Source organism: Mycobacterium sp. ITM-2016-00317 (assembly GCF_002968295.1).
In the GTDB taxonomy this organism is placed as follows: Bacteria; Actinomycetota; Actinomycetes; order Mycobacteriales; family Mycobacteriaceae; genus Mycobacterium.
Window position 1 is genome coordinate 3,903,609 of sequence record NZ_CP134399.1, and the last position, 16,067, is coordinate 3,919,675.

Below are 16,067 nucleotides of genomic sequence, written 5' to 3' on the forward strand. Positions count from 1 at the left end.
GCTGTGACAGACGTCGTTCGGCACAACCCGCGACACCCGTCCCGTCTTCCCGGGATGAGGCTAGTGTTGTCGAGCGTGGCACTTCCTAATCTGACCCGCGACCAAGCCGCCGAGCGCGCCGCACTGGTGACCGTCGACAGCTACCGGATCGACCTTGATCTGACCGACGGTGCGGGCAAACCCGGTGAGCGCACCTTCCGGTCCGTGACGACCGTCGAATTCGACGCTCTCGCCGGCGCCGACACCTACATCGACCTGGCCGCGGCGACCGTCCGCAAAGCCACTCTCAACGGCGTCGATATCGACGTTTCCGGTTACGACGAGGCCACCGGGATCCCGCTGGCCGGCGTCGAAGGGCACAACGTGCTGACCGTCGACGCGGACTGCCGCTACTCCAACACCGGCGAGGGACTGCACCGTTTCGTCGACCCCGTCGACGACGAGGTGTACCTGTACTCGCAATTCGAAACCGCCGACGCCAAACGGATGTTCGCGTGTTTCGATCAGCCTGATCTGAAAGCGGCGTTCGACGTCACCGTGGTGGCCCCCGCGCACTGGGAGGTGGTCTCCAACGGCGCCACCGTCTCCGTCGAGGACCTCGACTCGGGCGCCAAGCGGCACACCTTCAAAGCCACCCCACGGATGAGCACCTACCTGGTGGCGCTCATCGCCGGGCCCTACGCCCGCTGGGACGACCAGTACTCCGACGACCACGGGGACATCCCGCTGGGCATCTTCTGCCGCAAATCCCTGGCCGACTACATGGACGAGGAGCGGCTGTTCACCGAGACCAAGCAGGGCTTCGGTTTCTACCACCGCAACTTCGGCGTCCCCTACGCCTTCGGCAAGTACGACCAGCTGTTCGTGCCCGAGTTCAACGCAGGCGCGATGGAGAACGCCGGCGCGGTCACGTTCCTTGAGGATTACGTGTTCCGCAGCAAGGTCACCCGCGCGTCCTACGAGCGCCGCGCCGAGACCGTGCTGCACGAGATGGCCCACATGTGGTTCGGCGACCTGGTCACCATGCAGTGGTGGGATGACCTGTGGCTCAACGAATCCTTTGCGACGTTCGCGTCGGTGCTGTGCCAGGCCGAGGCCACCGAGTACACCCAGGCCTGGACCACGTTCGCCAATGTCGAGAAGTCCTGGGCCTACCGGCAGGACCAGCTGCCGTCGACCCACCCGGTGGCCGCCGACATCCCGGACCTGCACGCCGTGGAGGTCAACTTCGACGGCATCACCTACGCCAAGGGCGCCAGCGTGCTCAAGCAGCTGGTCGCCTACGTCGGGCTCGACGCGTTCCTGGCCGGACTGCGGGACTACTTCCGCGACCACGCGTTCGGCAACGCCACGTTCGGCGACCTGCTGGGGGCGCTGGAGAAGTCGTCCGGACGCGACCTGTCGGGCTGGGGCAGGCAGTGGCTCAAGACCACCGGCCTGAACACGCTGCGCCCCGAGTTCGACGTCGACGCCGACGGCACGTTCACCCGGTTCGCGATCGGGCAGGGCGGCGCCAAACCCGGTGAGGGCGAGACCCGCGTGCACCGGCTGGCGGTCGGCATCTACGACGAGGACAGCTCGGGCAAGCTGGTCCGGGTGCGCCGCGAGGAGCTCGACGTCGACGGTGAGACCACCGAAGTCCCTGCTCTGCAAGGCGTTCCGCGGGGCAAGCTGATCCTCGTCAACGACGACGACCTGACCTACTGCTCGCTGCGGCTCGACCCGGACTCGCTGCAGACGGTGCTGTCCCGCATCGCCGACATCGCCGAGCCGCTCCCCCGCACGCTGGCGTGGTCGGCGGCGTGGGAGATGACCCGCGACGCCGAGCTGCGTGCCCGGGATTTCGTCGCGCTGGTGATCAGCGGTCTGCACGCCGAGACGGAGGTCGGTGTGGCGCAGCGGCTGCTGCTGCAGGCGCAGACCGCACTGGGTTCCTACGCGGACCCGGCGTGGGCGGCGGAGAACGGCTGGCCCGCGTTCGGCGACGCCTTGCTGGACCTGGCCGCCGAGGCCGAGCCGGGATCGGACCATCAGCTCGCGTTCGTGAACGCGCTGTGCACCTCGGTGCTCTCGCCCAACCACATCGCGGTGCTGTCGACGCTGCTCGACAACGAGCCCGCCGAGGTCAATCTTCCGGGGCTGGTGCTCGACACCGATCTGCGCTGGCGCGTGGTCACCGCGCTGGCCCGCGCCGGGGTGATCGACGCCGACGGCCCGCAGACGCCGTTCATCGACGCCGAGGCCGCCAACGACCGCACGGCCGCCGGACGACGCCAGGCCGCCGCTGCGGCGGCGGCGCGGCCGCAGGCGGCGGTCAAGGACGCGGCATGGGAGCAGGTCGTCGAGGACGACACGCTGGCCAACATCACCGCCAGGGCGATCATCGGCGGCTTCGTGCAGCCTGGACAGGGGCAGCTGCTGGCGCCGTTCCGGGACCGCTACTTCAGCGCGATCTCGGGGGTCTGGGAGAGGCGCTCCAGCGAGGTCGCGCAGACCGTGGTCGTCGGGCTGTACCCGTCCTGGGAGATCACGCAGGAGGCCCTGGACGCGGCCGACCGGTTCCTGTCCGATCCCGAGGTACCGCCGGCGCTGCGCCGGCTGGTGGTGGAGGGCCGGGCCGGCGTCGAGCGCTCGCTGCGGGCCCGGCAGTTCGACGGCAGCTAACCCGGCACCCCCGTTCGCGCGAGCGTGCGCGGCGGCGGCCGACACGCCGATGTCGTAGCCGACTTCGCGCACGCTCGCACCCCATGCTCTTGGGGTGGCGGTGAACAACAGTCGGAGGGCGCGCGCGGCGCGCCGGCGCAAGCGTCGGGTGGCGGCCGTGGTCAACGACCTGACCGACGCGCAATGGACCTCGATCAAGGCCTCCTGGGACGGCTGCGCCTATTGCGGGCAGACCACCGGGACGATGCAGCGCGACTGCGTGATGGCGATCTCGCGCGGCGGCCGGTACACCATCGACAACGTGGTACCCGCCTGCGCGGCGTGCAATGCCAGCAAGTGCAACGACGAGGTCACCGGCTGGCTGCGGCGCAAGCGGCTCGACGAACGGCTGTTCCTGGAGCGCTACGTGCGGATCAGGGCCGAACTTCTGGCGCAGGAACGCCAAACCGCCGTCACGGTGGCTCCGGAGGTCCGGCCGCTACCGTGACGGCGGTTTCGCGAAAAAATCAGCGGGGCGAGACCCCGGCCGACAGCACGCGGATGCCGCTGAGCAGGCCGTCGATCAGGTTGCCCTCGCGGAATGACGCCGCCGCGGCGGAGACGCCGAGCGGGGCGGCCTCCTCGATGCCGCGGCCCTTGACGTCCGCGCCGTAGACGACCTCGATCGCGTGCTGGTCCGGCGACACCGCGAGCAGCACGGCGTTGTTCGGGGTGGGCACCTTCGCGAGGATCTCGCGGGCGGTCGCCGCAGGGTCGGCGCCGAGGCTGCCGATGTACACCGCGAAGCGCGCCTTGGCCGCGCGCGACCCGTACTTGAGCGCGTTGTCGAGAACCACCAGGTCCTTGGTCGGGAACGGGTAGTGCACCGACAGGGCGCCGGGCTCGGTGACCGCCGAGATCCGTCCGCTGGCGGTGATGGCCGATCCGTAGGGCAGTTCGGCGAGGTCGAGTCCGCCGGCCTTGGTCACTTCACCACTTGCCACTTGCGCCACCTCCGATGGTCAGGTGCGAATCATGACCGCCATGGCCGTGGTCCGCGGGTTCTTCGGCCGCCCACAAGATGGGCTCGTGCGTCCACTTCCCGGACATGTCGAACGTCTCGGGGTGCGGGCCCTTCTTGGTGAAGATGAACAGCGACAGAAGCCCGGCCAATGCCAGCGGGACTACTACGAAGCTTGCGTGTGCAAGAGCTGTTGAAGTCACCCGCAAACCGTATCCCACGGCCGTGTCAGGCCGCTCCCTCACCCAGGTATCGCACCCAGGCCGGGTCGAGTTCCTTGACGCTGGACAGCAGCCGCCAGTGCTGGCCCTTCGGTGGCAGCGGCGTGGTGTGCAGCGCCCAGCCCAGCTCGCCGAGCAGGCGGTCGGCCTTGCGGTGGTTGCACGACGAGCACGCCGCCACGCAGTTCTCCCAGGAATGGGCGCCACCGCGGCTACGCGGGACGACGTGGTCGACGGTGTCGGCCTTCGCGCCGCAGTACGCGCAGCGGAAGCGGTCCCGGTGCATGAGCGCGGCCCGGGTCATCGGGATGCGGGCCCGGTACGGCACCCGCACGAAGGTGCGCAGCCGGATGACGGTCGGGACGACGATCGCCCGGGTCGCCGAGTGGATGACCGGGCCGACCGGGTCGTCGTGGACCACGTCGGCCTTGCCGCACATCAGCATGATCACCGCCCGGCGCATCGGCAGCGCCGTGAGCGGTTCGAAGGTCGAGTTCAGCAGCAGTACCCGCCGGCGGCCCCAGATCGACGCGTCGTGGGCGGCGGGAAGTGCGCCGTCGGCCGTAGGGGCCACGCTGTGCAGGGCGCGCGAGGCAGTGACCGATGTCGACCCGGATGAGCCCGCCGCGGTCCGGTGATGCCGGTGGCCGCCGCGTCCGTTCTTACGCTGCGCCATACGTCCTCCGCACGACAGTTCACCACGGATTTCTGCCACTCGCACGGCAATTCCATACGTGTTCGCTGGTCAGTCCGATGAACAACGTGTGACGGAGGCCGCCGCCGCGCACACTCGGGCGATGACCACCGGGGGGGATACGGAGATGGCGGCCTGGCCGGCCGCCGAGGACGCGCTGATCGCCAGAATGAGCGCCGACCTGCGCAGAAACAACGAGTACCAGTTTGCCAAGAGCAGGAAGCGGCGCGCTGTGGCGCCACGGCAGCCGCACACGGTCCGCGACGCGCACGCCGAGAGCTGCGCGGAGAACTGACCGTCCGACATACCCGTCGAAGAGGACCGCGTTGAGCTGGCCAAGCTCGTCAGAAAGAAGAGCTGACGCGGCGAGGTTCGGGCGATGGCCCACAATGGAGACGATGGAAGCGCAGAACAAGCAGCAGTCGTTCTACGACGCGGTGGGCGGGCAGGACACGTTCCGCACCCTGGTGTCGCGGTTCTACGAACTCGTGCGTGAGGACGAGATCCTGCGTCCGCTCTACCCGGAGGACGACCTCGACGGCGCCGAGGAGCGGCTGCGCATGTTCCTGGAGCAGTACTGGGGCGGGCCGCGCACGTACTCCGATCAGCGCGGGCACCCGCGGCTGCGGATGCGCCACGCGCCGTTCCGCATCGGCTACCTGGAGCGCGACGCCTGGCTGCGCTGCATGCACACCGCGGTGGCCGAGATCGACTCCGACACCCTCGACGAGCCGCACCGCCGGGCATTGCTCGGCTACCTGGAGATGGCCGCCGAGTCGATGGTCAACTCGCCGTTCTGACCGCGCGGTGTCAGCGCAGCACCACCGCGGGGTCGCCCCTGCGGCGGTACACGCTGCCGAACCGGGCGTCGACGCGCAGCCAGGTCGCGGTCGTTCGCACCCGCACCACCTCGTCGGGGCTGACCGACTCCGGGGCGAACCGGTCGCCGGTCGGGGACTGCGGCAGGAAGCCCATCGCCGTCAGCGCGAACACACACCGCATCGGCACGCCGACGCTGCCCTGCGGCGAGGACACCGCGACCACCTCCTGATCGAGCAGCGACGGCGGCGGCCCGTGGGCGCCGGAGTGCTCCTTGACCAGGCTGCTCCCCCGCTGCGCCAGGTCCAGCACCACGCGGGCGGGCACGTCGTCGAGATGGACGAACCCGGCGTCGGGGGGCAACACGCCGCGCCACGCCGAATCCATCGAGAAGCCGGGATCGACGTACCCGTCGCCCGTGACGTCGCGCAGTCCGTGCACCAGCGCATCCGCGCCGGCACACAGGTCGGCCGGCGCGATCCGGCCGGTCACCACGCGGCTGGCGAGCACATCGAATCCCGTTGCCGCCCAGGCGACCACAGATTCCTCGTCGCGGCGCCGCAGCCGCACGACGCCGGCCTGGTCGAGCCGCAGCACCCGCTCCGCGAACGTCGCGAGATCCTGCTGCGCGGTCCGCGACCCCGGTTCCAGCCACAATCCGCGCTCGCTGACGGTCATCGCTGCCAGCGCTGCAGATACTCGCGCTGCGCCTGCGAAAGCCGTTCCAGCCGTTGCTCTTCGATGTGCACTGCGGCGAGCTGCGTGTCGGCGATCACCGCCGGGCGCGAGTCGGGGGGCGCACCGACCGAGCGCACCTCGTAACCCACCGTGAAGTCCACCGCACGCACCCGCTTGGCGAACATCGTCACCTGCAACGGTGAGTCGATCAGCCGCAGCTGCGCCTTGTAGGAGATGTTCACCTCGGCGATCAGCAGACCGATCGTGGTGATGTTGTCACCGAAAGGCTCACGCAGAAAAGGGATCCGGGCCTCTTCGAGGATGGTCACCATGGTGGCGTGGTTGATGTGCTGGTACATGTCGATGTCCGACCAGCGCACATGCACCGGCGCCGTGAAGCCTTGTTGACCCGTCACCCGTTCGATCCCGTTCCGCTCGTCCTAGTCATGCTTCGAATCTGGCGGGCCGCGACCGACAGCGTGGCCAGGTCGTGCTCACCGCTCTCGTACAGTTCGGTCAGCGTGCGCCGCGCCCGGTCGATGCGGGAGCTGTTGGTCATCTCCCATTCGGCGATCTTCTCCACGCCGTTCTCGTCGGGCTCGCCCACCGCCAGCACGTCGAAGCACAGCGCCCGCAGCGATCCGTAGATGTCGTCCCGAATCGCCAACCGCGCCAACGAATGCCACCGGTCGTTGCGTGACAGCCGGGACACCGCGGTGAGCAGCCCGTCGGTGCCCAGATGATCCATCAGCGCGAAGTAAGCGTCAGCCACCTCGGCCGGATCGCGGTCGACGATGTCGGCGACGTCTATCACGTCCAGCAGGCTGAACTGGTAGAGCCCCGAGGCCACCATGTAGGCGAGGTCCTCGGGCACGCCCTGGGCGCTGAACTCGCCGGCCTCCTTGGCGACGATCGCGCGGTCGTCGCCACGCAGCCAGTCCGGCATGCGCGGCGTCAACGCCGCCACCTTCTCGGCGAACCGGTTGATCTCGGCGCCGACCGCCAACGGCTGCGGCCGGTAGTTCAGCAGCCACCGGGCGGCCCGGTCGACGAGCCGGCGCAGCTCCAGCGTCATCCGATCGGTGACCGCCACCGGCACGCCGTTGACCCCGGCCTCCCGAATCTGGCGCCACACCCGGCCCACCCCGAAGATCGCGTCGACGGCGACGAAGCTGCGGATCGCGTCGACCGGGGCGACCCCGACGTCCTCGGTGACCCGGTAGGCATAGGAGATGCCCGCGGTGTCGACGACGTCGTTGACCAGCATCGTGGTGACGATCTCCCGGCGCAGCTGATGGGCCCGGATCTCGGGGACGAACTGTTCCCGCAGGGTGGCCGGGAAGTAGGACGGCAGCCGGGAGGCGAACACCTCCTGGTCGGGCAGGTCCCCGTCGAGCAGGTCGGCCTTGAGCTCCAGCTTCACGTGAGCCATCAACGTCGCCAGTTCCGGTGAGGTCAGACCCATTCCGGCGTCGATGCGCCGCCGGATCTCCTTGTCCGACGGCAACGCCTCCAGCTCACGGTTCAGCCCGCGCTCGGCGACCAGGTCCTTGATCATCCGGGCGTGCACGTTGAGCAGGCTGGCCGCGTTGGCGCGGCTGGTCCCCATCAGGTCGTTCTGGCTCTCGTTGTCGGCCAACACGAGCCGGCCGACCTCGTCGGTCATCGACAGCAGCAGATCGGTGCGGTCCTCGGCCGCAACCTTGCCCGCGGTGACCAGTGAGTCGATCAGGATCTTGATGTTGACCTCGTGGTCGGAGCAGTCCACACCGGCGGAGTTGTCCAGTGCGTCGGTGTTGATGCGCCCGCCGCAGAGGTCGAACTCGGTGCGGCCCAGCGACGTCACGCCCAGGTTGCCGCCCTCACCGATGACCTTGGCGCGCACCTGGTTACCGTTGACGCGTATCGCGTCGTTGGCGCGGTCGCCGACGTCGATGTCGGCCTCGCTCTCGGCCTTGATGTAGGTGCCGATCCCGCCGTTCCACAGCAGATCGGCGGGCGCCTTGAGGATCGCCTTCATCAGCGCCGGCGGCGTCAGTTCGGCGGTCTCGTCGTCGAGGCCGAGCGCGGCCCGCGCCTCCGGGCTGACCGCGATGGACTTCTGTTGCCGGCTGAAGACTCCACCGCCCGCACTGATCAGCGACTTGTCGTAGTCGTCCCAGCTCGAGCGCGGCAGCTCGAACAGCCGCTTGCGTTCCTGCCACGACGCAGCGGCGTCGGGGTTCGGATCGATGAAGATGTGCCGGTGGTCGAACGCGGCGATCAACCGAATGTGCTTGGACAGCAACATCCCGTTGCCGAACACGTCGCCGCTCATGTCGCCGACGCCGACCACGGTGAAGTCCTCGGACTGGGTGTCCACGCCCATCTCGCGGAAATGTCGCTTGACCGACTCCCAGGCGCCCCTGGCGGTGATCGCCATCGCCTTGTGGTCGTAGCCGACCGAGCCGCCTGAGGCGAACGCGTCCCCGAGCCAGAACCCGTAGGACTTCGCGACGTCGTTGGCGATGTCGGAGAACGTCGCGGTGCCCTTGTCGGCGGCGACCACCAGATAGGCGTCGTTGCCGTCGCGCCGGACCACGCCGGCGGGGGCGACGATGTCGCCGCTGATCTTGTCGACGTTGTCGGTGATGTCGAGCAGGCCGGCGATGAACAGCCGGTAGCAGGCCACGCCCTCGTCGCGGGTGGCGTCGCGGTCGGCCGCGGCGTCCCCGGTGGGCGACGGCGGGTGCTTGACGACGAAGCCGCCCTTGGCCCCGACCGGCACGATCACCGCGTTCTTGACCGCCTGGGCCTTGACCAACCCGAGGATCTCGGTGCGGAAGTCCTCCCGGCGGTCCGACCAGCGCAGCCCGCCCCTGGCGACGTAGCCGAAACGCAGGTGCACGCCCTCGACCCGGGGTGAGTACACGAAGATCTCGAACTTCGGCCGCGGCAACGGCAACTCGTCGATCAGTTCGGGATTGAGCTTGAGCGACAACACGTTGCGCGCACGCGCCGAATCAGCGTCGGTGACGAAGTAGTTGGTCCGCAGCGTCGCCTGGATCATCGACGCGAACGCACGCAGCACCCGGTCGGTGTCGAGGCTGACCAGCGCGTCGATGTCGGCGGCGACCGCCACGGCGGCGGCCTGCGCGTCGTGGTTGGCGCTTCCGGCCTTCTGCTCGTCGGGCCGGAACAGGGCCTCGAAGAGCAGGACGAGCGAGCGTGCGGTGCCCGCGTTGTCGTTGAGCACCGATTCGACGTGGGACTGGCTGTAGGAGAACCCGGCCTGCTTGAGATACCGGGCGTACGCCCGCAGCACCGACACCTGCTGCCAGGTCAGCCCGGCCCGCAGAACCAGTTCGTTGAACCGGTCGACCTCCGCCTGACCGTGCCAGATGGCGGTGACGGCGTCGGCGAACCTGCGCGCGGAGTCCTCCCCCTCCGGGCCCGACTGTGCCTGAGGGACGCCGCGGTGCGGCCTGACCTTGAACTGGTAGATCCACACCGGCAGGCCGTCGGGTCGGGTCACCGTGAACGGCCGCTCTTCGAGCACCACCACGCCCATCGACTGCAGCATCGGCAACAGCTGACTCAGCGACGCCGACCGGCCACCGAGGTACCAGTTCAGGTGCGACACCCCTGGCTCGGCGCTGTCGTCGCCGTCGGTCAGCACCAGCTTCACCGAATTGTCTTGCAGCGCTTCGATGATCGCGATGTCGGCCAACGCGTGCGTCGGCTCGATCGCCTGCTTGTACACCTCGGGGAACGCCGCCGCGTAATGCTCGGCGGTGGCCTGGTCGACCCCGCCGTCCGCGGCGACGGCGCCCAGCAGCCGATCACCCCAGGTGCGCGCCGCCTCGGTCAGCAGGTCCTGGATCCGCGACTGGTTGGACTCGGAGACGTCGACATTCTGCCGGTGCGAGCCCGCAGGCAGCCGGACGGTGAAATGCACTACTGCCCAAGGCGATTCGCTCACTCGAGCGGCGTAGTCGATGCTCACGCCGCCGAGTTCGCGGACCAGGATGTCCTGCATCGCGAGGCGGACTGCGGTGGTGTAGCGGTCACGCGGCAGGTACACCAGGCACGACACGAAGTGCGCGAGCGGGTCCACCCGCATGAACAGCAGGGTGCGCCGGCGCGACCCCAGGTCGACCACCGCCATCGCCATGTCGAGCACGCCCCTGGCGCTGAGCGCGAACAGTTCGGCGCGCGGGATGGTCTGGATGATGTCCAGCAGCAGTTCGCCGGGGTGGCTGGGATCGCGGTGGGCCATCGCCAGCGCGTCGTTGACCCGCCGGGAGACCAGCGGGATCTCCAGCACGTTGGCGTTCATCGCCGCGACGGTGAACAGGCCGACGAAGCGGTGCTCGATCGCCGCGGTGTCGTCGGCGCCGGCCTCGGGCTGTTCGCGGACCACCACGATCTGCGGATATGCGCCGTACCGCAGGAAGCTCGGGATGGTGGCCTGCGCCAGCGTGAGCAGTTCGTCCTTGTCGGTCAGCTGGGGCAGCACGTCCTGGCGCAGCCGCAGCACGCCCAGCCGGCTGGCGAGGTCGACGGTGGCCTCGCCGTCGCGGACCGCGCAGCGTTGATAGCCCAGCAGGACGAAATGTCCGTCGGCCAGCCACCGCAGCAGGGCCGCGACGTCCTTGCGGTCCGGGCTCGGGAACCGCCGCCCGGAGTCGCCGTCGAGTTCAGCGGCCAGGATCCGCAGTGCGGCGGCCATATCCGTACCGTCCAGGGCCACCTGCCGGGCGTCGGCCAGCACCCGCGGCAGCAGTCTCTCCACCTCGGCGAGCGCGCGCCGGTCCACCGAACCGGCCAGCTGCACGTGCACCCAGGTCTCGTCGATGCCGTCACCGAACGTCGCTTCCGAGGCGGGCACGATGTCCAGCAGCTCACCGCCGGCGCCACGGCGCACCCGGAACACCGGGTTCATGATCGCGCTGTAGGCGACGCCGGTGCGGTGCAGCAGCACCGTGATCGAGTCCATCAGCATGGACGCGTTGTCGGTGACCACTTGCAGCGCGGGCCCGAAACCGCCCTCCGCGTCGGCCCCGTGCACCGCGACCAGGGTGGCGCCCGGCGACCGCTGGGCACCGAGCCGGTACTCCGCGGCGACCAGGGCCGGACCGTCTACCGTGTCGGTCCCCGGCCGGCGCAGCGGACCCGTGACGGCCCCCTCGGCGCCGGGGGCGCCCGCGTGCGGACCGCGGTAGGTCGCCAGGTACGCGGGAAGCAGTCGGTCGATGACCTCGGTGGGCACCTGGGGATCCGCCGGGCCCTTTGCGGGCCCCGTGTTCAACGACATTCGCCGCTCCTGACTCGCACGCGCACCGGCCGCCGTTGGCCGTAACCCGAGCGCGGTCCGCGCCGGTTACCTGGTCCGCACGACGAGACTAGTCCCGCGTCAGCTTCCGGTGGGTGACCCGGTGTGGACGCGCAGCATCCGCGCCGAGCCGTTCGACCTTGTTCTCCTCGTAGCCACCGAAGTTGCCTTCGAACCAGAACCATTTGGCCTCGTTGTCGCTGTCGCCCTCCCACGCCAGGATGTGCGTGCAGGTGCGGTCCAGGAACCAGCGGTCGTGGCTGATCACCACCGCGCATCCCGGGAAGTTCTGCAGCGCGTTCTCCAGCGAGCTCAGGGTCTCCACGTCGAGGTCGTTGGTCGGCTCGTCGAGCAGGATCAGGTTGCCGCCCTGTTTGAGGGTCAGCGCGAGGTTGAGCCGGTTGCGCTCGCCGCCGGAGAGCACGCCGGCCGGCTTCTGTTGATCGGGGCCCTTGAAGCCGAACGCCGACACGTAGGCGCGGGACGGGACTTCGTTCTGACCGACCTCGATGTAGTCCAGTCCGTCGGAGACGACCTCCCACACCGTCTTCTTCGGGTCGATGCCCGCACGGGTCTGATCGACGTAGCTCAGCTTGACGGTCTCGCCGACCTTCACGGTGCCGCTGTCGGGCTCCTCGAGGCCGACGATGGTCTTGAACAGGGTGGTCTTGCCGACGCCGTTGGGTCCGATGACGCCGACGATGCCGTTACGCGGCAACGTGAACGACAGGTCCTTGATCAGCTGCCGGCCGTCGAAGCCCTTGTCGAGGTGTTCGACCTCGACCACCACGTTGCCCAGCCGGGGTCCGACCGGGATCTGGATCTCCTCGAAGTCGAGCTTGCGCGTCTTCTCGGCCTCCGCAGCCATCTCTTCGTAGCGCTGCAGGCGGGCCTTGTTCTTGGCCTGGCGCGCCTTGGCGCCCGAGCGGACCCACTCCAGTTCGTCCTTGAGCCGCTTCTGCAGCTTGGCGTCTTTGCGACCGGTGACCGCGATGCGTTCGGCCTTCTTCTCCAGGTACGTCGAGTAGTTGCCCTCGTACGGGTAGGCGCGGCCGCGGTCGAGCTCGAGGATCCACTCCGCGACGTTGTCGAGGAAGTAGCGGTCGTGGGTGACCGCCAAGATCGCGCCCTTGTAGTCGGCGAGATGCTGTTCGAGCCACAGCACGCTTTCGGCGTCGAGGTGGTTGGTGGGCTCGTCGAGCAGCAGCAGGTCCGGCTTGGACAGCAGCAGCTTGCAGAGCGCCACGCGGCGCTTCTCACCACCGGACAGGTGTGTCACCGGCTCGTCGGGCGGCGGGCAACGCAGTGCGTCCATCGCCTGCTCGAGCTGGCTGTCGATGTCCCAGGCGTCGGCAGCGTCGAGCTCCTCCTGGAGCTTGCCCATCTCGTCCATCAGCTCGTCGGTGTAGTCGGTGGCCATCAGTTCGGCCACCTCGTTGTACCGGTTGAGCTTCGCCTTGATGGCCACGCCGTCCTCGACGTTCTCGCGGACCGTCTTGGTCTCGTCGAGCTGGGGCTCCTGCATCAGGATGCCGACCGAGGCGCCGGGCTGGAGGAACGCGTCGCCGTTGTTGGGCTGGTCCAAGCCGGCCATGATCCGCAAGACGCTCGACTTACCGGCCCCGTTGGGTCCGACGACGCCGATCTTCGCGCCCGGAAGGAAGTTCAGCGTGACGTCGTCAAGGATGACCTTGTCGCCGTGCGCCTTGCGGACCTTCCGCATCGTGTAGATGAATTCGGCCATTTGCCTTCGATGTGCCTTTCTCGATCACGCCACTGGATATGCGCGATCATCTCGGACTGCGCGATAGTCGGGCCCCATCCTAGGCGCGGCCGCATCGGAGGCGTTGGCCGCTAGGCGGTGAGCTTCAGCGCCTCGGCGTCCGCCCCGGGCCGGCCTCGGGCCCGTCCCCGCCGGGGACGTCCTCGCGGCTGCCAGCGCCGGCTCCAGCCGCAGGGTCTGCGGTGGGCTCTACGGCAGGCACAGCCTGCTCGGGGTGTCTGCGACTCTCGATGCGGACGATGCACCGTGCGAGATCGGGTCCGACCGAGGTGGCCCGGATCTCCAGGGAGGACCGACGGTTACCGTCGCGGTCTTCGTATTCGTTGGTGTACAGGTATCCAACAACGATCACCGGGTCTCCCTTCCCGAGGCCGGCCCCGACTCCGGTGACCAGGCGGCCCCAGCAGTTCACCGTCGCGTACAGCGAGTTGCCCGGCTCCCAGGAGCCGTCGGCCGTGCGGCGCCGCGAATTGCTGGCCACCCGGAACTTGAACAACTCCTGGTCGCCGACCCAGCGGCGATCCGGGGCGGTGACGATGGTGCCGACGACGGTGATGGGTGTCTCGAACATGACGGTGCCTCCTGGCGATTCTCTGCTGCGGATCGCGCACCTGCCCGATCCGTTGATGACACCGCCATTGAGCGCTCGGCCGCCGACACCTGGTCGCGGACAGGCGGCGCGCAGGCCACCGGCTGTGCATGAATCACGGATTGGGGATGGATCACGGCTCGGGGATGACGACCCCGGAGACGCCGAAGCGGGCCGGCCACAACGTCGATGTGCTGCATCGGTGCGCCCAGGCCAGGCCCGCTACCGCGACGCTAACACAACACCTGAATATCTGAACAGCTGAAAATATGACGTCCTGCGCGGATCAGCCGCGCTCACGTTCGCGCCGGGCGAACTCGGCCAGCATCGCGTTGTAGGCCGCCAGATCGGCGTCGTCGTCCCGGTCGGCGGCGCGGTCGAGCCGTTTGGCGGTGCGTTCGTCGGTGCGGCGCCACTGCACGAACAGCGCGATGAGCACCACGACCAGCGGCACCTCACCCGCGGCCCAGGCGATCCCGCCGCCGAGCTTCTGGTCACCGAGCAGGTCGGTGTGCCAGCTCAGGTTCAGCGAGCGGTAGAAGCTCTCGGCGATCACCGTCTGCGTGCTCATCAGGACCACCCCGAAGAACGCGTGCAGCGGCAGCGACGCGAACACCATCGCGAGCTTGGCCAGCGGCGGCAGCGGTCGCGGTGTCGGGTCGATGCCGATGACCACCCAGTAGAAGAGGTAGCCGCTGAGCAGGAAGTGCAGGTTCATCGCCAGGTGCGCGAAGTGACTGCCCGCCACCGCGTCGAAGATGCCGCCGAAGTACAGGCCGTAGAACCCGACGATGAACAGCGCGGTCGCGACGAACGGGTTGGTCAGCACCTGGGAGACGCGTGAGTGCAGCGCGGCCAGCAGCCATTCCCGCGGTCCGGGTGGGTCGTTACGTCCGGAGGCGGGCAGCGCGCGCAGCGCCAGCGTGACGGGCGCCCCCAACACCAGCAGGATCGGCGCGAGCATCGACAGCATCATGTGCGCGACCATGTGGATGCTGAACATCGCCGGCATGTACCGCCCGATGCCCGAGGACGTCGCGAGCAGCAGCACCAGGCAGCCGAGCAGCCAGGCCGCGGTCCGGCCGGCCAGGCGTCGCCGCGGCGGCGCAACCGGACCACCCCGGCGATGTACACCAGGGCGAACACGATCGCCGCGGTGCCGAAGACCAGGTCGAAGCGCCAGTCGAAGAGCATCCGGCTGAACGTGGGCGGGCCCGCGAGGTCGTAGCCGAGCTCGACCTCCGGGATCGACAGGTTGAGGTTCAGCGGGGGCGGAGGCGGGGTGCGGCCCAGCGCGACGGCGACGCCGAACGTGAGGCCGAAGATGACCGCTTCCACGAGCGCGAACCGCACGAGGGGCCCGCGCGCGTCCGGATCCTGCTGCAGCGCGGCCACTCCCCTGCGGCGCTGTTGCCAGCCGAGCACGCCGAGGGCCGCCAGCGCGACGATCTTGGCCAGGATCAACCGGCCGTAGTCGGTGCTCACCAGGTCCGCGGGCTGGATGCGGACCAGGGCGTTGATCACCCCGCTGAGCGCCATCGCGACGAAGCACCACAACGCGACCGCCGAGAAGCGGCGCGCGGCCAGTGGGCCGTGGTCACCCTGCCGCAGCGCGTGCACGAGCAGCGCCAGCAGCCCGCCGGCCCAGATCGCTCCGGCGACGAGGTGGATGAGCAGGCTGTTCGTCGCGAGGTCGTGGGCGCCGCCGGACGACGAGTGACCGGTCAGACCCAGCGGAAGCAGGGTGAGCAGGGAGCCGGCGAACAGCACCGGCGTCCAGGACCAGCGCAGCACCGGCGCGCTGATCACGGTGACCAGCACGGCCAGCAGGGCCGTCCATCGCCATGCCCCGGCGATGTCGACGAGGTCGGCCACCGCCCAGATGTCGGCCGGGCTCAACCGGGCGGTCAGCGGTTGGCCGCTGATGTCGGAGACCGTCAGCGGCACCATCAGCACCGCGCACACGGCCCAGATCCCCGAGGCCACGGTGCCGGTGCGCAGCGCGCGGTAGCCGTCCGCGTCGAGCACCCCGTTGCGTTGCGGCGGCACCATGAACGCCGCGAACAGGAACGAACCCGTGGCGGTCACGGCGGCGATCTCACCGGCGGCCCTGACGAACGGCAGTCCGAGGTTGGTCACCGGCCCGGGATCGGGCAGTCCGGTGGCGGTCAGCGCCGCGGCCAGCGACAGCGCCGACAGCGTCGCGGCGGTGACACCGGCCAGTACCGCGACCCCGTAGAGCACCGTCCATACCGGCGCGCGTCGCACACCGACGGGTTCGGCGTGGGCGACAGACGTCATGTGT

At 69.2% G+C, this 16,067-nt stretch carries 12 protein-coding genes and 1 pseudogene; 4 read left to right on the forward strand and 9 right to left on the reverse strand.

Annotation, left to right across the window (positions count from 1 at the left end; all coding sequences use genetic code 11):
* Positions 1-75: 75 nt before the first annotated feature.
* Positions 76-2,664 carry an aminopeptidase N gene (gene pepN / locus C6A87_RS18580; protein ID WP_311113634.1) on the forward strand — a complete coding sequence of 863 codons (2,589 nt, stop codon included), beginning with the start codon at positions 76-78 and terminating at the stop codon, positions 2,662-2,664.
* 94 nt (positions 2,665-2,758) lie between these two features.
* Positions 2,759-3,151: an HNH endonuclease gene (locus C6A87_RS18585; protein ID WP_311113635.1), complete on the forward strand. Its 393-nt coding sequence runs from the start codon at positions 2,759-2,761 to the stop codon at positions 3,149-3,151.
* A 19-nt stretch (positions 3,152-3,170) separates the two neighbouring features.
* On the opposite strand, the gene C6A87_RS18590 is transcribed toward C6A87_RS18585, so the two are convergent.
* The 3 genes from C6A87_RS18590 to C6A87_RS18600 are packed head-to-tail and all read right to left on the reverse strand — an operon-like array spanning position 3,171 to position 4,561.
* Positions 3,171-3,647, reverse strand: a complete 477-nt coding sequence (locus C6A87_RS18590) for a DUF5130 domain-containing protein (protein WP_311113636.1) — start codon at positions 3,645-3,647, stop codon at positions 3,171-3,173.
* Positions 3,634-3,867, reverse strand: coding sequence for a hypothetical protein (locus tag C6A87_RS18595; RefSeq protein WP_311113637.1), 234 nt, complete (start codon positions 3,865-3,867; stop codon positions 3,634-3,636). The genes C6A87_RS18590 and C6A87_RS18595 overlap by 14 nt, the downstream gene beginning before the upstream one ends.
* 25 nt (positions 3,868-3,892) lie before the next feature.
* Positions 3,893-4,561 (reverse strand): HNH endonuclease, encoded by a 669-nt coding sequence (locus C6A87_RS18600; protein WP_311113638.1) that lies wholly within the window; start codon positions 4,559-4,561, stop codon positions 3,893-3,895.
* Positions 4,562-4,682: 121 nt separating this feature from the next.
* Between C6A87_RS18600 and C6A87_RS18605 the strand changes: the two genes are divergently transcribed.
* A complete protein-coding gene (locus C6A87_RS18605) occupies positions 4,683-4,874 on the forward strand; it encodes a hypothetical protein (protein ID WP_311113639.1) in 192 nt (63 codons plus the stop codon).
* 103 nt (positions 4,875-4,977) lie between these two features.
* On the forward strand, positions 4,978-5,379 hold the full coding sequence (locus C6A87_RS18610; protein ID WP_311113640.1) for a globin: 402 nt from the start codon (positions 4,978-4,980) through the stop codon (positions 5,377-5,379).
* 10 nt (positions 5,380-5,389) lie between these two features.
* Here C6A87_RS18610 and C6A87_RS18615 read toward each other — a convergent pair whose 3' ends face one another.
* The 6 genes and pseudogenes from C6A87_RS18615 to C6A87_RS18640 form a co-directional block, all read right to left on the reverse strand.
* On the reverse strand, positions 5,390-6,076 hold the full coding sequence (locus C6A87_RS18615; protein ID WP_311113641.1) for a hypothetical protein: 687 nt from the start codon (positions 6,074-6,076) through the stop codon (positions 5,390-5,392).
* Positions 6,073-6,492 carry a thioesterase family protein gene (locus tag C6A87_RS18620; RefSeq protein ID WP_311113642.1) on the reverse strand — a complete coding sequence of 140 codons (420 nt, stop codon included), beginning with the start codon at positions 6,490-6,492 and terminating at the stop codon, positions 6,073-6,075. The genes C6A87_RS18615 and C6A87_RS18620 overlap by 4 nt, the downstream gene beginning before the upstream one ends.
* Entirely contained in the window at positions 6,489-11,372 is a 4,884-nt protein-coding gene (locus C6A87_RS18625) for an NAD-glutamate dehydrogenase (RefSeq protein WP_311113643.1), read from the reverse strand. The genes C6A87_RS18620 and C6A87_RS18625 overlap by 4 nt, the downstream gene beginning before the upstream one ends.
* Positions 11,373-11,460: 88 nt before the next feature.
* Positions 11,461-13,134: an energy-dependent translational throttle protein EttA gene (ettA, locus tag C6A87_RS18630; protein ID WP_311113644.1), complete on the reverse strand. Its 1,674-nt coding sequence runs from the start codon at positions 13,132-13,134 to the stop codon at positions 11,461-11,463.
* Between the two features lie 124 nt (positions 13,135-13,258).
* Complete coding sequence (locus C6A87_RS18635) at positions 13,259-13,744, reverse strand: single-stranded DNA-binding protein (protein WP_311113645.1); 486 nt, start codon at positions 13,742-13,744, stop codon at positions 13,259-13,261.
* Positions 13,745-14,048: 304 nt separating this feature from the next.
* A pseudogene (locus C6A87_RS18640) lies at positions 14,049-16,063 on the reverse strand (cytochrome c oxidase assembly protein).
* Positions 16,064-16,067 lie beyond the last annotated feature (4 nt).